Source organism: Psychrobacillus psychrodurans (genome assembly GCF_050209195.1).
Classification (GTDB): Bacteria; Bacillota; Bacilli; order Bacillales_A; family Planococcaceae; genus Psychrobacillus; species Psychrobacillus psychrodurans.
The window spans coordinates 2,113,979-2,134,608 of record NZ_CP189791.1; the positions used below are offsets into that span (position 1 = coordinate 2,113,979).

Annotated in this window: 20 protein-coding genes, 2 pseudogenes and 1 other annotated feature; of the genes and pseudogenes, 4 read left to right on the forward strand and 18 right to left on the reverse strand. The window is 34.9% G+C overall.

Features of this window, described 5'->3' with window-relative positions:
• Positions 1–20: 20 nt before the first annotated feature.
• Positions 21–1,664 (reverse strand): methionine--tRNA ligase, encoded by a 1,644-nt coding sequence (gene metG, locus ACQCPR_RS10045; protein WP_427136920.1) that lies wholly within the window; start codon positions 1,662–1,664, stop codon positions 21–23.
• Positions 1,665–1,719: 55 nt separating this feature from the next.
• Positions 1,720–1,980: a binding site (T-box leader), on the reverse strand.
• A 101-nt stretch (positions 1,981–2,081) separates the two neighbouring features.
• Here metG and ACQCPR_RS10050 point away from each other — a divergent pair.
• A complete protein-coding gene (locus ACQCPR_RS10050; RefSeq protein WP_269915672.1) occupies positions 2,082–2,225 on the forward strand; it encodes a hypothetical protein in 144 nt (47 codons plus the stop codon).
• Between the two features lie 310 nt (positions 2,226–2,535).
• On the opposite strand, the gene ACQCPR_RS10055 is transcribed toward ACQCPR_RS10050, so the two are convergent.
• The 4 genes from ACQCPR_RS10055 to ACQCPR_RS10070 all read right to left on the reverse strand — a co-directional run bounded on the left by ACQCPR_RS10055 (position 2,536) and on the right by ACQCPR_RS10070 (position 5,824).
• Positions 2,536–3,087 (reverse strand): biotin transporter BioY, encoded by a 552-nt coding sequence (locus tag ACQCPR_RS10055; protein ID WP_340879760.1) that lies wholly within the window; start codon positions 3,085–3,087, stop codon positions 2,536–2,538.
• A 347-nt stretch (positions 3,088–3,434) separates the two neighbouring features.
• Entirely contained in the window at positions 3,435–4,193 is a 759-nt protein-coding gene (locus ACQCPR_RS10060; protein WP_427136921.1) for a class I SAM-dependent methyltransferase, read from the reverse strand.
• A 214-nt stretch (positions 4,194–4,407) separates the two neighbouring features.
• Positions 4,408–4,635, reverse strand: coding sequence for a hypothetical protein (locus tag ACQCPR_RS10065; protein WP_427136922.1), 228 nt, complete (start codon positions 4,633–4,635; stop codon positions 4,408–4,410).
• Between the two features lie 118 nt (positions 4,636–4,753).
• Complete coding sequence (locus ACQCPR_RS10070; protein ID WP_427136923.1) at positions 4,754–5,824, reverse strand: citrate/2-methylcitrate synthase; 1,071 nt, start codon at positions 5,822–5,824, stop codon at positions 4,754–4,756.
• 102 nt (positions 5,825–5,926) lie between these two features.
• Here ACQCPR_RS10070 and ACQCPR_RS10075 point away from each other — a divergent pair, with 102 nt between their 5' ends.
• The gene (locus ACQCPR_RS10075) at positions 5,927–6,808 is read left to right on the forward strand and encodes a LysR family transcriptional regulator (protein WP_427136924.1); all 882 of its coding nucleotides are present in this window, start codon (positions 5,927–5,929) and stop codon (positions 6,806–6,808) included.
• Between the two features lie 90 nt (positions 6,809–6,898).
• Here ACQCPR_RS10075 and ACQCPR_RS10080 read toward each other — a convergent pair.
• Both ACQCPR_RS10080 and ACQCPR_RS10085 read right to left on the reverse strand, forming a co-directional pair.
• Positions 6,899–7,258 (reverse strand): annotated as a pseudogene (locus ACQCPR_RS10080) (FGGY-family carbohydrate kinase); the annotation flags it as partial.
• Between the two features lie 136 nt (positions 7,259–7,394).
• Positions 7,395–7,952 carry a GNAT family N-acetyltransferase gene (locus tag ACQCPR_RS10085; RefSeq protein WP_427136925.1) on the reverse strand — a complete coding sequence of 186 codons (558 nt, stop codon included), beginning with the start codon at positions 7,950–7,952 and terminating at the stop codon, positions 7,395–7,397.
• 513 nt (positions 7,953–8,465) lie between these two features.
• On the opposite strand from ACQCPR_RS10085, the gene ACQCPR_RS10090 reads away from it, so the two are divergent.
• Positions 8,466–10,178 (forward strand): methyl-accepting chemotaxis protein, encoded by a 1,713-nt coding sequence (locus ACQCPR_RS10090; RefSeq protein ID WP_093495871.1) that lies wholly within the window; start codon positions 8,466–8,468, stop codon positions 10,176–10,178.
• Positions 10,179–10,417: 239 nt separating this feature from the next.
• Here the strand turns inward: ACQCPR_RS10090 and ACQCPR_RS10095 are convergent.
• Positions 10,418–10,827, reverse strand: a pseudogene (locus ACQCPR_RS10095) (hypothetical protein).
• Positions 10,828–11,157: 330 nt separating this feature from the next.
• Between ACQCPR_RS10095 and ACQCPR_RS10100 the strand changes: the two are divergent.
• Positions 11,158–11,244: a YjcZ family sporulation protein gene (locus ACQCPR_RS10100; protein WP_090569695.1), complete on the forward strand. Its 87-nt coding sequence runs from the start codon at positions 11,158–11,160 to the stop codon at positions 11,242–11,244.
• Positions 11,245–11,290: 46 nt separating this feature from the next.
• On the opposite strand, the gene ACQCPR_RS10105 is transcribed toward ACQCPR_RS10100, so the two are convergent.
• The 10 genes from ACQCPR_RS10105 to ACQCPR_RS10150 all read right to left on the reverse strand — a co-directional run bounded on the left by ACQCPR_RS10105 (position 11,291) and on the right by ACQCPR_RS10150 (position 20,583).
• Complete coding sequence (locus ACQCPR_RS10105) at positions 11,291–11,572, reverse strand: hypothetical protein (RefSeq protein WP_427136926.1); 282 nt, start codon at positions 11,570–11,572, stop codon at positions 11,291–11,293.
• A 691-nt stretch (positions 11,573–12,263) separates the two neighbouring features.
• On the reverse strand, positions 12,264–13,580 hold the full coding sequence (locus ACQCPR_RS10110) for an MATE family efflux transporter (protein WP_427136927.1): 1,317 nt from the start codon (positions 13,578–13,580) through the stop codon (positions 12,264–12,266).
• Between the two features lie 53 nt (positions 13,581–13,633).
• Entirely contained in the window at positions 13,634–14,398 is a 765-nt protein-coding gene (locus ACQCPR_RS10115) for an ABC transporter ATP-binding protein (RefSeq protein ID WP_427136928.1), read from the reverse strand.
• A complete protein-coding gene (locus ACQCPR_RS10120; RefSeq protein ID WP_427136929.1) occupies positions 14,395–15,195 on the reverse strand; it encodes an ABC transporter ATP-binding protein in 801 nt (266 codons plus the stop codon). The genes ACQCPR_RS10115 and ACQCPR_RS10120 overlap by 4 nt, the downstream gene beginning before the upstream one ends.
• Positions 15,192–16,031 (reverse strand): nickel transporter permease, encoded by an 840-nt coding sequence (gene nikC, locus ACQCPR_RS10125; protein WP_427136930.1) that lies wholly within the window; start codon positions 16,029–16,031, stop codon positions 15,192–15,194. The genes ACQCPR_RS10120 and nikC overlap by 4 nt, the downstream gene beginning before the upstream one ends.
• Positions 16,031–16,975: a nickel ABC transporter permease gene (nikB, locus tag ACQCPR_RS10130; protein WP_427136931.1), complete on the reverse strand. Its 945-nt coding sequence runs from the start codon at positions 16,973–16,975 to the stop codon at positions 16,031–16,033. Before nikB ends, nikC begins: the two co-directional genes overlap by 1 nt.
• On the reverse strand, positions 16,976–18,505 hold the full coding sequence (gene nikA, locus ACQCPR_RS10135; protein ID WP_427136932.1) for a nickel ABC transporter substrate-binding protein: 1,530 nt from the start codon (positions 18,503–18,505) through the stop codon (positions 16,976–16,978).
• 416 nt (positions 18,506–18,921) lie between these two features.
• Positions 18,922–19,140 carry an SMI1/KNR4 family protein gene (locus ACQCPR_RS10140; protein WP_427136933.1) on the reverse strand — a complete coding sequence of 73 codons (219 nt, stop codon included), beginning with the start codon at positions 19,138–19,140 and terminating at the stop codon, positions 18,922–18,924.
• Between the two features lie 53 nt (positions 19,141–19,193).
• Positions 19,194–19,691: a DinB family protein gene (locus ACQCPR_RS10145; protein ID WP_427136934.1), complete on the reverse strand. Its 498-nt coding sequence runs from the start codon at positions 19,689–19,691 to the stop codon at positions 19,194–19,196.
• 103 nt (positions 19,692–19,794) lie between these two features.
• Entirely contained in the window at positions 19,795–20,583 is a 789-nt protein-coding gene (locus ACQCPR_RS10150; protein WP_427138930.1) for a lipid II flippase Amj family protein, read from the reverse strand.
• Positions 20,584–20,630 lie beyond the last annotated feature (47 nt).

The window sequence follows — 20,630 nt, forward strand, 5'->3', positions numbered from 1 at the left end:
ATTCCACTCCTTTTACCTGGTTACGATAGCCTAATTTCTCTTTCCCTTAGTTTATCTAGTTCATCTTGTATAGCACTAATATCTATTCTTTCAAATAAAGGTCTAACCGTTTGCAACTGAATTGGCGCCGGCTCAAAAGGCTGCCAAGAGAATTTATCTATTTGGAGATTTGCCTTTACTTCTTCGCTTGAAAAGGGTAGAAATGGTGATAATATTTGCGCTATATTGCCAATAATGTATACACAAGTAGCAATCGTACATTTACATTCTATTTCCTCTTCTTTTAGTTGAATCCATGGTTTTTGAGCATCAAAATATTTGTTACCATTACGAATATATTGAAATATTTTTTCTAATGCTAATTTAAAATGACCTTTTTCTATTAGCTCTCCTACTTCTTCATATAATCTTTCTGTTTGTATTATTATTATTTCATTTATACTGTTTACAGGTATATTACCTTCATAAAACTTCTCTACGAATTTAAATGTTCGGTTCACCAGATTTCCATATGCGCCAAGTAGTTCCGAGTTATGGCTGTATATAAATTCTCTCCAGGAGAAATCAGTGTCACGATTCTCTGGAGCATTGATAGTTAAAAAGTAACGAATGGAATCAGGATGATACCTTTTTAAAATATCAGGTATCCAAACCGCATAATTTTGACTTGTAGATAGTTTTCTTTTCTCAAGCGTCAAATACTCATTTGAAATAATATGTGTAGGTAATGCCTGGTTATTTATCCCTAATAAGATTGCTGGCCAAATTAGTGTATGAAATGGGATATTATCTTTTCCATGCACATAGTATGAGATCGTCTCTTTTGACCAATATGGTTTATCTTCTTTATTAGAATTTTTTGCCCACTCTTTACTTGCTGAATAATATCCTGCTACTGCTTCTATCCAAACATAAACTTTCTTTTCCTCATAGCCTTTTACAGGAATACTAACTCCATTTGGCAAATCTCTAGAGGCTGCTCGATCCAACAGTCCTTCCTTTAAATACCGCTCCGTTAATTGAATTGCATTATCTCTCCATAACTCATTATTTCTTGCTTCGTGAACATATTTCTCTAATTGTTTTTGAAAAGCACTTAACATAAAGTAAAAATGCTCCGTTTTACGGGTTGTCGGTTCACTTCCACAAAGCTTACACGTTCGGTCGATTAAATCTAATGGGTCTAATATCTTGGAACAATTATCACATTGATCTCCACGAGCATTGCTACCACAATTTGGACATTTCCCTTCTACATATCTATCCGGTAAAAATTGCTTGTCTTGCTCACAATAGGTCTGTTCTATTTCTTTTTTATATATAAATCCATTATCTAATAGCTTTAAAAATAGTTCCTTTACGACTTGGTGATGATTCTCACTGTCTGTTCGCGAATAGAGGTCATAAGAAAACCCTAATCTCCGAAACGAATATTCAAATTCAGAATGGTATCTATCGGCTACCTCCCTTACCGAAATCCCTTCCTTATTGGCTCTTATAGAAATAGGTGTTCCATTACAGTCACTTCCCGAAACATATAGTACATCCTCTCCCTTTAGTCTAAAATACCTTGCCAGTATATCCCCTGGTAATAATGCAGCTATATGTCCTAAATGCAAAGAGCCATTTGCATAAGGCCAAGCCCCTCCAATAAAAATACTCATTTCCTATTCCTCCTTTTTAATAAACAAAAAACCTCGTCCTTACCGGAAAAATTCCGATAAGGACGAGGTTATTATACTCGTGGTACCACCTTAATTTTCAAACAACTCACATCGCTTGACTTTATAAGTACATGGCAATAAGCCTTTATACTTTGACAGGGATAACAAGTGCCAAACCTTGTCGTATCCTACTAGTCACATAACGTTCAGTACGAAGCTCAGAGATCATGTTCAAATGACTAGTTTGCCTCGTTCCCACCAGCAGAAGCTCTCTTTATAACATCATCACTTTACTTTTCCTCTTCATCGCTACTATTTTATATTAGTTAAGATAATTATACATAAAATTCTGAACTTCACAAGAAGTTTAATTATTTTATGTTAAAATAGTAAATAGTGAAGGAGTTGTAAAATATCATGAAAAGTTTTATTGATGATTTTGCTGGTGCTATACATGATATTCTGTATTATGTATCGTACTTTATAGCAGGGCTAATTATTGTCGGTGTACCTCTTTATCTTATAGCACTTTTATTTAAATGGATTTCTACTACCTTCTAATAACTTCCATCTAAATACATAAATCATTCATTACTAAAATTTATCAACAAGTGAAAGATGATGAGCAAGGTATAATTTATCTGTCTTTTTCTCAATCAATTAATCGATCAAACCCAAATCATTCCCTGACTCACTATCCAATCTACAGAAAACTAATTACCTGTCTAAGGGCAGCAAGTGGACAGCAAGCTATCTATTCCACTTGCTGCCTCCTCTTTCCGATATAAAAAAGGTCCTCTACAAATATTTCAAAGTTACCCAACATCATTTAAAACTACCCTGGAAGTTATTAAAACAAAAAACATTTTTTTTATGTATTAGCCACGATTAAACGTGCTGTTTCTAATCGACGACGAACGACAACACCAAACCATGCAGCTAGTACCGCTTTTATTACACCTACGATAATAAATGGAGCAACACCACCCATAAATGCTGCAGTCCACGTCAAATCAGCTATTATTTTTAACCAAACCGTCCCGAATACCAATGTAACAACCATACCAATTAAATTAGCTATAATAGCATGTGAAATTGTGACACCAAATTTTCTCATATAAAGTCCCATAAGTAATGCAGATGGCAAGAAACCAACAATATAGCCACCTGTTGGTCCAACTACAATTCCTAATCCTCCTGACATCCCACTAAATACCGGCATTCCAACCGCACCGATTAATATATATACCATCACTGATAATACACCTAATCTCATACCTAAAATGGTAACTACTAAACCGATCGCAAAAGTTTGCCCAGTAATTGGTACAAGTGGCAGAGGAATTGTCACCTGTGCGAGTATTGCTATAATTGCAGCCCCAATTGCCGCTAATAAGTATTGATAAATATTACTTTTTTCCAAAACATAATACCTCCTCTAATGTGTTAACCTTATATATTTTTAAGGTTAACACAAAGATAAAACATTTTACTTGTACTGTCAATCAACTTTTTAGAAAAGTTGAATCAAATAGTAAAGGTATTATAATATAGAAAATTTAACTAATTCGTCCTATAAAAAAGAGTGAGGAATAATCCTCACTCTTAAATCAGCGCTGCGTTAGAAACATTAGGTATCTTAAATACTCATCTTGACCGTTTAATTTACCAAGACTATGAGTGTCTTTTTAAACACACATAAATGATCCTTATTATACTTTACCTAACATATATCACGCTTATTAGTGACAGATATTGCTTAGTGCAATTTTATCTTTTTTTACAAACATAAATCATCTCATCACTATCTTTACTTAGTAATGATTTATTCCAATCTTCATAGACATGTAAAATATCTAGTCCGTTTTCAAATAGTAACCGTTCCATTTCTTTAGGATATGTGTATCTTAAACTAATGTTCGTTCTTCTTTCCTTTACAACATTGCCTTTATCCATATATTTTCTGATTGTTGTATAATGCTGTATTTGTTCTAAAGGATTATAATTACTAATCGTATATACTTTTACTTCTTTATTCTCAATTGTATCTATATATGTTTTCCAATACTCTTCTGTACTTGGTTGGAGCAATTCTTCCGCCGTTGGAAACCTAATCCCAAATACCAAAATTCCATCTGTTTCTAAATGGCTATGTATAGACCTCAAAACAAGATTTTGTTGTTCATTTGTATGAAAATGTTGAAAGGAGTTCCCAACCATAAACATTAACGGGCTTTTTTCTTCTAGTTGAAGCACTGTGCAATCTTGAACTAACCATTTAATTTGTATTACCAAATTTTCCGCTTTCCTCTTCGCATGTTCAAGCATACCTCTATGTAAATCTACCCCTATCAATTCAAAGCCCTTTTTAGCTAAAGGGATCGTCATTCTACCGGTCCCACATGCCAGATCTATAATTGGTCCTCCCTGTTTGATAGCCCATTCTGTAAGTAAATTAAGTTCACTAGTATAGGCATCGTTTTCAATATCGTATGAAATTGGATCATTATATTCTTCAAAATGATTCACTTTTATCTGCTCCTTCTTGAGATAGCCATAGCGCTATTTTGCTTCAAAATTTTTATCTTTCCATGCAATAATAGTATTTAATTCTCCATGCTTTTCTTATATTCTTTAACGAAAAGATCACCTAAAAAATAGGCTAATATACTCCTTGAAAATCACATGAAATTCTTAAAATGAACTAACACTTTTCACTGACATTTAATAATTCACCACAAGTTTACTTGTCTTCTAAATGTTTATTAAAGGCAGTTCCAAAAAAAGATATACCAATTATAACCAAAATAATACTTATAATTATCGGAAAATACCCTATCACATCTATAGCATCAGAAAATCTGCCATATCCGCCTCCTCTAGTTGTATATATAGCAGCTGCAATCCATGTCATCCCAAATAACATGATTCCTGAAAGGATTGCAGTTGCTCCCATTATTATAAATTTCATATACATTCCCCTTTCATTTACATCTCACTATATATATATTCGCCTCGACGTATAGATTTCCTTTTCCATCCAAAAAAAAGATACCGTTTTCTGTTACTGAAACGGTATCTTATAAGAATTATTTTATTTGCCCTACGTATATAGACTGTGGACGGAAAATTGTATTGTCTTCCAACTGTTCAATTGCATGGGCTGTCCAACCTACCATTCTAGCTACACTGAATGTCGGAGTAAACAATTCCGACGGCATGTTAATAGAGCGCATAATAGCTGCCGCATAATACTCTACATTCGTATATAACTTCCTACCTGGTTTATACTCCGCTAATAACTCGATTATTTCTTTTTCTGCGATTGTTGCAATATCTAGCCATGCATCTTTTCCTTGAAGCTCTATACATTTCTCTCGCAGTATAATTGAACGAGGATCCTCTGTTTTGTATATTCGATGACCAAAGCCCATTATCTTTTCTCCGGTTTCTATTTTATTTTTAACAATCGTACGGATTTTTGTAGGTTCTTCGAATTCATTTAACATAGAAATAACACCTGATGGAGCTCCTCCATGTAGTGGTCCTTTCATTGTTCCAATTGCAGAAGTAATCGCTGCTGTTAAATCTGACTCGGTTGAAATCGTTACACGTGCAGCAAAGGTCGATGCATTGAGACCATGCTCCATTGTAAGTTTCAAGTACGTTTCTAGCGCTTCCACTTGTACATCACTTGGAATTTCCCCAGTTAGCATCCATAAATAATTTGCTGTGTAGGAAAGGTTCTTATTCGATTCTATAATAGGAAGTCCTTGCTGGTTTCGATAATGTCTAGCCACAATCATCGGAAGTGCAGCTGTTAATATGACTGCCTGCTCTTCTATTAATTTTTCTTTAAATGCTGGTTGTGAATATGCAGAAATAGCCGTTCTCATTGCATCCATTAAAGATATTTCGGTTGGAAGTGCATCAATGATCGCTATTATATGTGCAGGCAATTCTCGACATTGATTCAATTCGAGCTTTTTTTCAGTACCGCTTTCCCCAGTCCATAAAAAGGCTGCCAATTGTTCAAATGTATTATAAGCAACTAGCTCATCTACTAGTATTCCTCTATATCTTAGTTCCCCAACTTCCCCATCCACTGAGGCAATTTTTGTATGAACTGCTACAACATCTTTTAATCCCTTTTGAAACATATATACCACTCCTTTTCTTTAGTATAAGAGAAGAACTTGATAAAAAAAATTAAATATATATAATCATATTAATTATAATTATTAATCAAAGGTGATGACTATATGGAATATCAATGGCTGAAAACTTTTTGTATTGCTGCAGAGACACTTAACTTTCGAAAGGCATCTGAAAAATTGATGATGTCCCAACCAAGTGTCACCGTTCATATCCGTTTACTTGAGGAACATTTGGGATCCACTCTTTTTGATAGGCAAAATAATCGAGTAACTTTGTCGGAAGCAGGAAGATACTTTCTACCCGAAGCACAAAAGCTTTTGAACAATACTGAAAGCACAATTCACAAAATGCATGCTTTTAAACAAGGATATCGCCGAACTTGGACAATTGCGATTTCACCACTTATGGCTGAGACGATTCTCCCTTATTTTTTACGTTCGTTTATGAAGCTACAACCTGACTTGGAAATAACTATTCGTGTGGAGGAATCCTATCTTATCGAAGGTCTGGTAGAATCAGGAGCAGTAAATATCGGCATTTCGGCACTCGACGCACAAACAAAAGGCGTAGAATCCATTATTATTTATAAGGAACCAATTTTATTCGTTATGCCAGTAGACATTTACGATGAGGAAAGCGGACCTCCCATTGATATTAAGGGGGTTTTGCAGAACAATTATTTGTTTACCCATCATCATCCTGTTTTTTGGGATGATCTTCTTGTGAAACTACATAAGAATATCAATGGAATTAGAACAATGAAAGTAACACAGGCCCATATTGCCAAACGGTTTGTTCAAGATGATCTAGGAGTATCCTTTTTGCCACACTCAATCGTTCGCCGTGAGTTATTGGAAGGCAAAATAATGCAGCCCCATTTCGATTTATTCGATTTACCTACTGTTTCCACTTTTATCATCTTGAAAAAGAAAGGAGATTTAGAAAAATTATTTATTGAACAAATATCTAAGTATTATTTTGGGTGATTCCAAATCAATTTTTCGTCAAACCAAACAAAAAATCAGCCCCATCTATTGAGGCTGATTTCTGATGTATTTACTTAAGTTGATAAACTATTATTTAAATATCTTCGCAGCTTTCACTGCCTTTTGCCATCCATCATATAAATTATTTCTTTTTTCTTCTTCCATTTTTGGTTGGAATGACTTGTCATTTTTCCATCTCTCAGAGATCTCGCTTCTGTCTTTCCAATAACCAACTGCTAATCCCGCTAAATACGCTGCTCCTAAAGCGGTTGTTTCATTAATAACAGGACGATCTACTTCAACGTCAAGTATGTCACTTTGGAATTGCATTAAGAAGTCATTTTTTACAGCCCCACCATCTACTCTCAACGATTTCAATGATATACCGGAATCTGCTTCCATTGCATCGAGTACATCTTTCGTTTGATATTCGAGTTGTGAATTAATAAATATTATATCATTAGCTCATTTTTAGTACTGAATCAATTAGTGATAAAGTTTCTAGCGGAAGGTTTGGTAGAAGTTTTTTATGAGTACATTCAGAATTTCTTCTACCCACTCTTAGGGTTAATCATTGTCTCAAATCTTATATTCTATTTTTATAGTAAATCAAAAAATCCGTCCATTTATCATTATCAAGTGAAAATTCTTCCCTTACACATTCGAACATAAAACCAGCTTTTTCAGCTAGTCGGATCGAGGGATAATTATCCGTATTTATATGCAATTCGATTCGATGAAAATTTAAAGTTAAAAAGAAAGTTTCCGTGGCTGCTAATACACTTTCTAACCCATAACCCTTTTTCCAATACTGATTGTGAATCGAGTAGCCCACCATCGCCCATTGGTAATCCATCCGTAAAATCGTTATAAGTTCTACTTTCCCTACGTTTAATCCATCTTCTTTACAAAATATTCCCAAGTTGTACATTTTATCTTTTCTTGCTGACTCATTGAAACCATTAATCCAGTCTACAAACCATTCTTCCTTATAAGCAGACATGCTTGAAGGACGACCGTCATCATATTTATATTTCGAGGGCATTCTATTATCGAACTGCTTGAACCAATCGCTATAATCATCTTTTTTAAAGGGCCGTATAATTAATCTTTCGGTATCTATAACTAATTCTGAAAAATCCAATTCTCCACCTTCTCACATATTTCTTATCAGCACTTGACCTTTCAACAATTTACAAAGCAGTATTGGTCATTTTATTTATTTTCATCTTTCAACCACCCTTCTCTATGGTAAATTCAACTTAAGGTTATTCGACTCCTTCTTATATAAAAGAGTAAACCTAACTTTAAAAAAATATGTATCTCCACTTATTGAAAAACGTACTGGTTATAAAAAATAGCCTATTATAGAAATTTATATATCAAAATACCATTATCCATCTAATTGAATTAACTTTCTGGAAATTAGTACATTATTGATCAGCATAAATACGCCCTTTCCTTCTATCCATGTAAATTCAAATGGAATTATTTTCTTATTCAAGGATATTTATAATTATATCTAAATAGTATTTACGGCGAACTATCGTATTCATAAATGAATATTAATCTATAAAATTTTATTTTCAATTTGAAATATATACTTTCAAACCGATAGTTAAATGTAGATAAAATTAAATGCAGAGGAGTATTCAATTTGAAGTTTTTAAGAAATTTAAGTATTAGCAAAAAATTATTAATTATTATTATAGCTAGCGCATTAGGGCTGTGCTCAATCGGAGCCCTTGGAATCAGCTATATAAACGAAATGGCAAAAGGTTCAAATGTTATGTATAAAGATAACCTATTGCATCTGAATAAAATAATGCAAATCAGAGTAAATGCCAGAGCGAGTGATGCCTACACACTAGAAGCTCTAGTAACGAAGAACCCTGAAAGAACCAAAGAGTTAAACAATGAAATCTCATCCGCTTGGGAAGAGATTGATTCAATTATCGCTGAAATTGAAAAAACGGATCTAACGAAAGAGGAAATAAATTTAAATGAGCAATACAAACAGCGTGCACAAGAACTTGCTAACAATAGAGATAAAGTAATGGAGCTTGCAGCAAGCAATAAAAATGAAGAGGCATATTCTTTGTACATGGGTGCAGTTGAAGAAAATCGAGCTGCTGTTAATGACGTATTGAAAGAAATGCAGAACTATAACTTAGAAAATGCAGATTTAATAAATAACGAAAATAACGATAAAAAACAGGTAGTACTAGTTTTTGTTGCTGGTATAGCTATTGTAGTATTACTAATTTTAGTTACTTTAAGCATAATAATTACCCGTATGATAGTTCGTCCAATTAAAGAAGTTAAGGGTTTACTAATTGAAGCTGAAAATGGAGACTTTACAGGTAAAGGTAAATATGAATCTAAGGATGAAATTGGAGAACTTACCGCTTCCTATAACAATATGACAAATTCTCTCCAAGCTGTATTCATTACTGTCCAAGACTCTTCACAACAGGTTGCATCTGCATCTGAACAATTAAGTGCGAGTGCAGAGCAAAATAGCAATGCTAGCGAACACATTACCCTAACTGTCCAAGAACTTGCTTCGGGATCAGATAAACAGTTGGATACAGTCGAAAATAGTTTTAGAGTTATGAAAGACATTACTAATCACACAAAAACAATTTCCAAACATACAGAGGAAATTACAAAAGACGCCCTTCAAGCATCAACACTCTCAACTGAAGGAAATAAGGCTATTCAAAAAGTAAATGAACAAATGAATTCTATTTATGAAAACGTAAATAGCTTATCTAAGGCAGTTGGAAACCTCGATGCAAGATCTAATGAAATCAGTCAGATTACTAATGTAATAACAGGAATATCAGCTCAAACTAACTTATTAGCATTAAATGCTGCTATTGAAGCTGCCAGAGCTGGTGAACATGGCAAAGGATTCGCGGTTGTTGCCGATGAAGTAAGAAAGCTAGCTGAAGAATCCACAAATTCTACTGAACAAATTTCGAACCTAATTCAATTAATTCAAAATGATACTAATTTAACATTAAAAACAATGGAAAAAGCAGCTGAAGAAGTACAATCTGGTCTTAATGTAGTTAGTGTGGCAGGAAGTTCTTTCGAGAAAATTGAACAAGCTGTTAACGGGGTTGTTTCACAAATAGAAGATATTTCAGATTCACTTAAGAAATTGTCAAATGGAACACTTTCAGTTAACGACTCCATTGAAAATGTAAGTAATGTTGCCCAAGAGACTTCTGCGATTACCCAGAATATATCAGCAGCAACACAAGAACAACTTGCATCGATGGAAGAAATAACATCATCTTCAATGGCACTTGCCAAACTTGCTGATGATCTGCAGGTTATTATCAACCAATTTAAAATTTAGTGGACTAGTTTTTTAAGAAACTAAATCAATTATAAAATCTCCATGCTAGTTAGATTAACTCTAATTAAATTTCATTTTATTAGAGTTAATCTACATTGTTAGCATATAATTAAGATATTTTGAGTAAAATTTTGCATTGAAAACAAATTGATGCCTCTCCTCCAGTACTACCAATGAAAAACAGCTTTCATCCCTGATATGTCCCCCATTCTATTCTCTATCTATAGAAAAAACAGGCATTACTTTTCTATTCGCACCAAATTTTTTCAGGTAATTCAATCAAATCAACATTTAATTTACCTATCTTCAAAGTTAGCTCACCTACTCGTTTGTCCTTTTCTTCGCCAACCCAACAACTATACAGTTCAAAATAATCACCTTTTTTAAGGTAACGATCCATAATTTCAAATAATGCAATTAGTTTCTTTTTTGATTCAGCACATGTTGTTTGATTCATTTCTTCTGAGATCTCAATTTCCCAATCACTCGATACTTCATATACAAAAGGTGTGGTAAATTGATATGTTTGTACATCTTGTTTGTTGTACTTACTTGAAAAACAATCCCCAATATAAATTAATCCTTTATTTTCTTCATCATTACTGAGATGGACTTCTATATTACACCCTATATAGCTTGCTAAACTCATATTTAATCACCTACCTTTCTCTATTCTTTGCTGAAGTAAAGCACTCGCTAGTTGAATAAGACATATGTATGAAATCGAACATTTTTAATTATTAAGTTGTTTTCTATCTCAAGTTGTTTTTAGTTAATGTTTCTCTTCATTCTTATATTTCAATATTACATTATCTAATACCCTTTTTATTTTCTTTAAGATTTTATTAATTTCTACAAAACAATTAATTAGTTGTCCATAATATTTTTGTTCGGCAAGATAGTTGTCCATATTATTTCTATTTAACAAGAATAACTTATTAAAGTAAGCTTACTAAATTTGGTTTAAGGAGTGTGAATTATGACTACGAGCGGATACGGTTCAACTTTTGTATTAATTGTTGTATTGTTTATTTTATTAATCATTGTTGGAGCATCATTTAAATAACTTTTCATAAATATAAGTTGTTATAAATGAGGAAGAAGCTGATTTATTAATCAGCTTCTTTTTGTTGAATTTTCTCTTCATTACTATCGGTATATAAACGCCAAATAAATGTGGCCATCTTTATAAATTTCTCCATATCCAAGTCTAAGTCTTCCAAAATACTAAAAAGTGATTCAGATGGTCGAGGATTTTTTCTAATTTCTGTAGGAATTTCATTCAATAGTTCCTGTTGCTTTTCCATTTTCTCGTATAACTCTTCCAATGTTGATACTCGTTTAGTTAATGCATTTAGAGTTTCATGTTTATTATGTTTACTGTCTTTATCCATTTCTACCCTCCTTATTTTTTAATAAACTGTAGTTAAACACCCGCCTTTGCATACTAGTAATAAAATTTATTAATAGTCAAATAGCGTTAGAAATTTGTGAAGATAGAGAATATTCCTTTTGACTATGTGCATAGAATATGGGTGTCAATTTGAGTTCATGTTACTCATTATATTTAGAATTTCTCTCACTAGCTGTACATATGACCTTACATGTACATAAAAAAGCAAGAAAATTTAGTAACATTCTATGTAGTTCACTATTTCATATGTAATTTCTAGGAGAATTGTGTTAAAGACAAAGAACATAGCCCCTTCCCCTTTTTATATTGCAGTTGTTTAACTAGGAACATTTCGCACAACTAAACCGTTTCGTTAGTTGAATAAAAAAAGAGTTGCCTGAGCAACCCCATGATTTTTACAAAGCACCCGTTAGCCATTCATACAGCATAGAATGCTGCACCACAGAGGATGAAAATTGGTGAGGAATGGACATAAGTACAGTATGGCTGGCGAATTCATTGGTACCAATCCACCTATAATTCATCCCATTTAATTGAATATATAAACAATAAATTTTATTTTCTTCTTAAACTAACCTGCTTAGATAGTTTAAGTCTTATATTTCACAAACAATACCACCTTACGAAAACTCAAACATTACCTTTAACATATTCTTATTTTATTTGATTCATTAATAATTCTTACTTAAACTGGAAAAATATATATTCAGTTTTGGAATATAAAACGACAAAAATAACGACCTGCCGGCACTAAAAGCAATAAAAGCAATCCATAGTCCGTGATTATTGAAAAAAGGGACTACCAGTACGAAAATTAGGAAAAATGAAAGTAAGGAAAAAATCATGGATTTTCGAATAGGTGCTGTTTCTGATGCCCCTGTGAAAATGCCATAGAAAATAATACCGATGCTTGTAGATATCGGGAACAATAAAAGCCAATTACTATAGACTACCGCTATGTCAACAACTTCTTGGATATTCGTAAAAAGTCCAATGGTTTCTTGGCTAAATGCCCAATACAAAATTGTGAGTAAAATCGAAGTGACTATAGCCCAATGTACCGAAATGGTAACCGTTTTTTTATATAAACTATAATCTTTTGATCCCAGTGCTTTTCCTGATAGAATACTTGAAGCATTAGAAAAACCATCAAAAAAATAAGCCATCAAGTAATGTATTTGAAGTAATACCGCGTTGGCTGCTAAAGTTTCGGTTCCGAAAGATGCGCTTTTATACGTGAAAATATTAAATACGAGTAGCAAGCATACGGTTCGTATAAACAAATCCTGGTTTACGGATAACATCTTTTTTAATGCTGACGCATCTAAAATCTGTTTTACAGGCAGAAGTTTGAAGGTAACCGTAGTTCCCCTGACTATCACGTAAAGTCCGATTATTAGTGCTGCAACTTCTGCGATTAATGTAGCAGTAGCTACTCCTGATACTCCCCATGAAAAAACATTAACGAAAACTATATCCAGAACAATATTAATTAAATTCATTGTTACTTGAATCATTACTACTACTTTGATGCGGGCCAGCCCCATTAACCAACCGAGAATAACATAATTTATTAACGTTACTGGCACACCCCATATGCGTATCTGGTAATATTCAGTTGCCAAAGCTTCCACATCAGATGCGGGGTTTAGCAGCGTCATTGCTGCATATTCGATCGGATTTTGAAGAAGCAAGAAAATACTTCCTACCAGCAAAGCAATTAAAAAGGGACGTATTAAAGAAAGCCTTTCCTGCAGCTCATCGTTAGCTCCATGAGCCTGTGCTGCAAAACCAGATGTGCTGATGCGCAAAAAACCAAATAACCAATACATTGTATTGAAGATAACCGTTCCTATAGCTACACCACCTATATAAGCTGGATTATCTATTTGTCCAACCACGGCTGTATCTACTGCTCCCAGTAGGGGTGTGGTAACAGTAGAAAGTGTTAAAGGTACTGCTAGTGCTAAATATGATTTGTGGTTCATAAAAAATGCTCCTATTCGTTCCACTAGTTCTTACCTATATGCTCATGAATATATCATTCAAACAGTGAAATTAATTGCTTTGTATAATTATGTCGCTTTACAGAAAATAGATCTTCCTGCACAAAATGATCCACTATAGCCCCTTCCTTCATGACCATAATTTGTTGGCTCATCATATTGACTGCCGACAAATCATGAGAGATAAACAAATAAGAAAGTTCAAGTCGCTCTCGAAGGTCATCTAGCAACTTTAAAATAGCAGCCTGAGTCAATACGTCCAAGCTTGATGTCGGTTCGTCTAATACTATCAAAGCAGGTTCTATACTAATTGCGCGCGCTATGGAAATCCGTTGTTTTTGTCCGCCGCTAAGCTCATGTGGATATCGGTCCATCAATTTCCGTGGAAGTTCTACAGCATCCATTAGTTGATCTGCAAATTTTTTTTCATTTGTATAGTTAAAATGTTGCAGAGTTGCATCTTTGCCATATTGCTGAAATGGCTCTATCAAAGAATTTTGTACCTTCAGCTTCGGATTTAAGGAGGAAGAAGGATTTTGCATAACTGCTTGCAAATTTTTTCGGTAAGGTCTTAAGCTTTTTTCGTTTTTATCATGCAACGAAGTGCCATTATACAAGATTTTTCCCTCTTCAATGGATTCAAGCTGTAGGACACAACGCGCCAACGTACTTTTGCCACAGCCACTCTCCCCAACCAGCCCTATGCACTCTTTTTTTTCCATTTTAAAATTAATGTTATTGAGTACAGGAACTCCATTTTCGTATATTTTACTAACATTCTTAAGTTCTAGCAGGCTCATTTAAACACCTCCGGAGAAAATAATGAGGAAGTTGTTCTAAGGGATAATGATGCTTTGATCAGCAGTTGTGTGTAAGAATGTTTAGGATTATTTAGTAGCTGATGCTTCTCCCCTTGCTCAATAATTCTCCCTTCTTTCATCACCAGTATACGATCCGCATATTTTCTTACGTGGCGTAAATCATGTGTGATAAATAATATCGCGCAACCATTTTTCTGTTGTAAATCCGCCAGCAACTGCAATATTTGGAAGGAGGATATACTATCCAGAGCAGTTGTCGGTTCATCTGCAATAAGGAGATCCGGTTTCATGAGAAGTGCAAGTGCAATGGAAACACGTTGAAGCTGCCCTCCACTTAACTGAAATGGATAACGTAGATAAACTTCAGACTTTAGCCCGACAGACGTCAAAGCCTCTTCCGCCATTGTTCTTCTCTGGCTTTTCGCAAGTTTAAGATGTCTTTTCAAAAACTCCTCAAAATGCTGGCCAATCGTCAACAAAGGGGTAAACGAACCTTGGTAATCCTGAAAAATATACGAAATGCGGGTTCCCCTTAAGTTTCGCATATTTTTCTGCATTAAATTGAGTAGGTTTTCCCCTTCATAAAGGACTTCCCCAGCAGCTTGTAAGTTTGGCTCAAGCAGCTGGCAAATAGCCGAAGCTGTCAGACTTTTCCCACTGCCACTTTGCCCAACAATAGCTAACCATTCTCCTTTTCGAATATTGAACGAAACATTTTCAACAATATTATTGTGTTTTTTTGAAATTGATAAATTGCTGACTTTCAAAAGGCTCATGAAGTCACTTCCTTTTTTACATCAAATTTATCTCGCAAATAGTCACCCAATAGATTCGATAGTAGAACCACCAAAACAATAGCCAATCCTGGAAAAACCATCAATGAAGGGACCGACTGGAAATATGGTCGTGCCTCGTTAAGCATTGCACCCCATTCAGGAGTCGGAGGCTGTGCGCCAAGACCAATGTAAGATAAAGAGGATATTAACAAAATGATTTTTCCTAAATCCAGGCTTGCTAGCACAAGTACATGGCCGACAACATGAGGAAACAAGTGTTTTAACATAATTCTCCATTCGCTTAAGCCATTTACTTTAGCCATAGTTATGTATTCCTTTTGACGTTCAATTATGACTGTACTACGCACTAAACGAGCATAGTTAACCCATTTAACCACGACAATTGCAATCAAGAGATTCTCAATGCCAGGACCTAAAAGACCACTTAACACAATGGCTACAATTGTATCGGGAAATGAGAGGAATGCATCAGCTATTCGCATTAGAATGCGATCTACAATTCCTCCTTTAAATCCTGCTATTATACCAAAGGGAACACCAATTACTACAGCCATTAGCAAGGCCAAAAAACCATATCCAACAGTTAATTGGAAACCAAGCAGAATACGGGTCAGTATGTCGCGTCCTAAGTGATCGGTTCCGAGAGGATGCTCCAAGCTCATTGGAAGGAGCCTTTCATTCAAATTGACGAAAGAGGGATCATATTTTAAGACTAGGAAAGTAAATGCTGCAATTCCTAACATTAGTATCAAAGCGAGGAGTAATAATGTGGATTTATAGCTTATTTTGTAAGATTTAGATATCCTCAACTCCATCAATTCTTCCTCCTTTCCTTAAAGCGCAATTCCGGATTTAAATAACGGTATGATAAATCAACTGCACTATTCACCATAAACACAATAATTGCCATTACTAAAATATATCCTTGTATTACAGGGTAGTCTCTTCCTCTAATTGCATCAACGACCATTTTTCCGATTCCAGGATAAGCAAAAATCACTTCAATTACAACTACCCCTCCAATCAAACTACCTAAGCTAACACCAAATACGGTAATGACTGGGGGTAGACTTGCACGTAGCGCGTGTGCAAAGAAAATCCGCGTCTCCGAGAGCCCTCTAGCACGTGCCGCCCGAATATACTCCTGATTCAAAGAATCAATTAAGCTCGAACGAAGCAATCGGACATATACACTGGAGATTGCTAATCCTAACGTAATAGATGGTAGGACAGCAGAGATAATGCCGTCCCTCCCCATAGTAGGAAGAATTCCAAATCGCACCGCAAATAAATCAATCAATATGAGTCCTAGCCAAAAACTTGGCATTGCAGCACCCAAAAGGGAAACTACTCGGCTAGCTTGATCAATCCAACTTCCCCTGTATATTGCTGCAAGTGAGCCGAGTGGAACTGCAATCAATATCATAACAAGCAACCCACCCGCAGTCAGTTCCAACGTAGCCGGGAGACCACTCCAAAGCATTTCCATTACCGGTTGGTTGGTAATGTAGGAATTTCCAAAATCCATTTTCACAAAATCAGCTAACCAATGACCATACTGAATTAGTAGCGGCTCATTGAAACCCAACTCTTCCCTCAATTGCTCTACCTGTTCATTTGTAACAGAAACGTCATCCACCCTAAGAATGGAAAGAACTGGATCCCCTGGTGCAAGTCTAGCAAAAAGGAAACTAATAAATGTAATTAATAGCAGAAAAAGCGTCACTTCAACCAATCTGCGTCTCAATATGTGAATCACTTAATACACGTCCAGTTCATTCGTTAACATGTAGTACTCACTTCGGGAAGTTACCCAATTTTTCACCTTGTCAGAGTTATAGGCGACCAGTGTATTCGGATGAAGGATAAAGGAATTGTATACTTGTTCGTCCACATAGGATGCAATTTTTTCCGCAATATCCGAACGATCCTGCTGTCCTACAGTGGTGTTCAGTTTATCAATCATACTTGTTAACTTGTCATCATCCGCCCCACTAAAATTTAGTGCACCGTTTGGATGGTATGTTGCATTCAAATAATATCCAGCATCTCCGCGGGGAGCAGTCAAATTACTATAGGTTGTCAAATCCCAATCCCGATTTGCCGCCATATATTCTTCCGGTATTTCAATTTGCTGGATAATCACATTAATACCTAACTGCCCTGCATCTGATTGGAAAACCTGAGCAATTAATGGCAAATCTGCGCGGGCGCTATATGTAAGTAAAGTAAGCTCCAAGGGTTCACCATCTTTTTTCATCACTCCTGCCACCTCTTCATAACCCGCTTTTCTAAGGAACTCTCGCGCAACTTCAATGCCAGTTTGCTTTTCCAAATAATCTGGGGCAAAAGTAAATGACGATGGAAAAGGTCCGGTAGCGACTTCTGCATGTCCTCTTAAAATTGTATCCACAATGCTTTCTCGATTAATTAATGCATCCATTGCTTTACGAACATTGATATTTTGCAGTGGTTTGCGCTGAAGGTTCATCGTCATCTGATGTACACGAAACGTCGAAGTCGATTCTACTGTAACCCCTGAAATTGTTTCTAAGTTCTCTAAGCTTTCAACTTCCGGACGGAAAACGACATCAGCACCTCCTGATTCAAGGGCAAGAGATCTTGCATTAGCATCTTCATTAAAGGAGAATCTTGCTTTTTCTAATTTTGCAGCCCCATCCCAGTACTCGTCATATCGTATTAAATCCACAGAAGTTCCAGGAGTGAATGAAGAAACAGCAAAAGGTCCTGTACCTACCGGTTTTTTAACAAAATCCGTTTCAGTTATATCTATAATGGATGTGTTAGGATGAACTAATTCGGAAGGAAATTCTGGAAAAGGGACTTCAGTTTTGATAGTGAGTGTATTGGCATCCGCTTCAATCGATTCAATGCGCAGTGCATTTTTAATCGCTATACTGTCTTTCATCGCACGCTCCAAAGAAGCCTTCACAGCCACTCCATCCATTGGATTACCATTTTGGAATGTTATATTTTCTCTTAACTTAATCGTCCATGTTTGGCCATCTTTACTGGACCAACTTTCTGCTAACCAAGGTTCAATCTTTAAAGTTTCATCATTCAAGTGCACTAGGGTCTCGGTAATTCCTGCTCTCAATGATACATAGCTTGTATCTACATTTGGATCAAGCGAGCTTGTAGCAAAATTAAAGAGCAGGTTGATTTCTTTCTTTCCATTCTCCGATTGCTCCACTGACTTGGAAGAACAAGCTGTCAAAAGTAATATTGTTAAAATTGATACGATTAATGATTTGTATAATTTGTACATTAAATACCCTCCTCTATTTCTTACCCTTGCCTAAACAAGGATTTCCGGTAATATTTTCAAACAAAGATACATGCGAGAAAACAGTTATAGCTAAAGAAAAGAAATTAAAGAGTAATCGTTACGATTTAAAAAACCGCAAAAAATTTTAACTTCCATTTGTTCAGTAGCTATTTGTAAAGTAAAACAATGTGTTTATCCAGGTCAATATGTATATGAGTGTTCTATTAATTACGGCATAGTTTAACTTTGGATAAGCTATTCGATTGTACATTTACAAATTTGTAAATCTCGCACCCGGAATTAAAATGTAATCATTACGATTTACATCTTATAACGAGTATAGAAAGAGTGCAAGGTTTTTTTTAACAATATGTAGCTTTTTTATTAAAAAGCAGCCTATTCGGCACTTTACTCGATTAACTCAAAAAAGTCGGCAACTGATTTAACCACTCTTCAAAGTTATCAGCTTCTTTTTCAATATTATTTGCATTATGTGAATAATAGTAGACTCCTGTGTTGGAACATTCATTTGAAAGAAGGCAAAAGTAGTCACCATAACCTATACTATAAAATGGGATTAATTCTACCTTCCATCCAATACCATCTAATAAATTCGCAATTTCATCTCTTGTCACTAATTATTACTCCTAATAAATACAACACTGTTTATATGTTTACCAACTTCCACCTACATAATTAACTTTTTCAACTCATCTTTTTGACGCAAGTGATGACGAAAATGCATTCCAACTAAATCACACCATTCCCTTGCATTCAGCCAACCGAAACCTCCATGTTCAACTTTATAACAAGGGTTAATATATTCTACTTTCGATTTCAATTGACTCAATCTTTCAATTAACTGATCCATCCTAATAATAAGGTCTTCCATATTGTTCGAATTATTTGGTGGAGAATTTAGTTCATCTGGTAATTTAATTTTAATAGGTGGGAACCCTCTATTCCTATATAATTCCTCACCAAATTGTGTCTTCCCTAGGGGTTGTTCCTTATTTAATGTAAAACAAGTTTCCATATTATCGAGATACTCATTCGCAACAACTATCAAATGGTCATACATTTGTCCAATAGACCAAACCCCTACTGCCGATATATATCTTAGTTGTTCCAGCGAAAAGTTGGAAAGCTCACTTTTGAATGTAATAAGCAGTTGATTATCACTCATTTAAATACTCCTTTGTAATAGATGTGTAAAGCTTTTATCTCTAACACGGTACTTTAGTTCAATAAGAGAAATAGTTTTTTTATTCTAAAATATTTTTCTTAAACTACATAAGGAACTGCGTAAACCATGCTATATACTTTGCCCCAGGTATGAAAAAGACCTGCGCTAACAATGTACCTAACAGTCTTGAAGTAACCATCATAATAGAGGCACTTTTTAATGTTACATAGTTCCCTTTTTTGTTGATCACATCATCCGCGAGGATTGAAATTTTAGGGTCAATAAATACAATCAGCAAGATTGTAGCTATACCATTTATTAAACCCGACGCCATAACGGCAGTTGTTGCACGTTCAGGTGTCAGCAAAGCTGCATATAGTGCAGATAATACTCCGATAGTATAAATTGCTGTAATTAATATATTAATGCAAAACAATTTAATAGGTATATCTCGCCAATTCATATCTTTCAAATAAGTATATCTCGGTAAGTGAATATGCTTTTTTGCACGTTTAAAATATGATAACGTAAATCCTTTTTTCAATAACGCTGGAATTGAACCTCGTTCTTCTGCTAAGTGAATGATTGCCCTCGAAAAAACAGCAATAAATGTCGGTAACAAAAGTAAACCTATTACTGTCCCTAATGTTGCAGAACCTATTAGAATTCGATACTGGCTCTCCACAAATTCCAAAGAATTTACTTTTGGTGCATTATCAATTAAACTTCCCGTAAAAGGTTGTTGCATCATATTTGCTAGCCTTGAAACCATTACCATCACATTAAATAAGGAGAGTGCAGATGCTAATAGTTTCACTCTTGCTCCTGACAAACGTACTGAATAAGCTAACGTTTCGATTGAATGAATAACTAAGATAAATAATGCAATCATTACTAATTGCGCTGTGAAAAATTCCAAGTACATTACCTACTCCACTT

Excerpts from the sequence above, each read along its gene's own strand:
- metG (WP_427136920.1), bottom strand. The coding sequence starts at position 1,664 with ATGAGTATTTTTATTGGAGGGGCTTGGCCTTATGCAAATGGCTCTTTG.
- ACQCPR_RS10050 (WP_269915672.1), top strand. The coding sequence starts at position 2,082 with ATGAAAAGTTTTATTGATGATTTTGCTGGTGCTATACATGATATTCTG.
- ACQCPR_RS10065 (WP_427136922.1), bottom strand. The coding sequence starts at position 4,635 with ATGAAATTTATAATAATGGGAGCAACTGCAATCCTTTCAGGAATCATG.
- ACQCPR_RS10070 (WP_427136923.1), bottom strand. The coding sequence starts at position 5,824 with ATGTTTCAAAAGGGATTAAAAGATGTTGTAGCAGTTCATACAAAAATT.
- ACQCPR_RS10075 (WP_427136924.1), top strand. The coding sequence starts at position 5,927 with ATGGAATATCAATGGCTGAAAACTTTTTGTATTGCTGCAGAGACACTT.
- ACQCPR_RS10100 (WP_090569695.1), top strand. The coding sequence starts at position 11,158 with ATGACTACGAGCGGATACGGTTCAACTTTTGTATTAATTGTTGTATTG.
- ACQCPR_RS10105 (WP_427136926.1), bottom strand. The coding sequence starts at position 11,572 with ATGGATAAAGACAGTAAACATAATAAACATGAAACTCTAAATGCATTA.
- ACQCPR_RS10110 (WP_427136927.1), bottom strand. The coding sequence starts at position 13,580 with ATGAACCACAAATCATATTTAGCACTAGCAGTACCTTTAACACTTTCT.
- ACQCPR_RS10115 (WP_427136928.1), bottom strand. The coding sequence starts at position 14,398 with ATGAGCCTGCTAGAACTTAAGAATGTTAGTAAAATATACGAAAATGGA.
- ACQCPR_RS10120 (WP_427136929.1), bottom strand. The coding sequence starts at position 15,195 with ATGAGCCTTTTGAAAGTCAGCAATTTATCAATTTCAAAAAAACACAAT.
- nikC (WP_427136930.1), bottom strand. The coding sequence starts at position 16,031 with ATGGAGTTGAGGATATCTAAATCTTACAAAATAAGCTATAAATCCACA.
- nikA (WP_427136932.1), bottom strand. The coding sequence starts at position 18,505 with ATGTACAAATTATACAAATCATTAATCGTATCAATTTTAACAATATTA.
- ACQCPR_RS10145 (WP_427136934.1), bottom strand. The coding sequence starts at position 19,691 with ATGAGTGATAATCAACTGCTTATTACATTCAAAAGTGAGCTTTCCAAC.
- ACQCPR_RS10150 (WP_427138930.1), bottom strand. The coding sequence starts at position 20,583 with ATGATTGCATTATTTATCTTAGTTATTCATTCAATCGAAACGTTAGCT.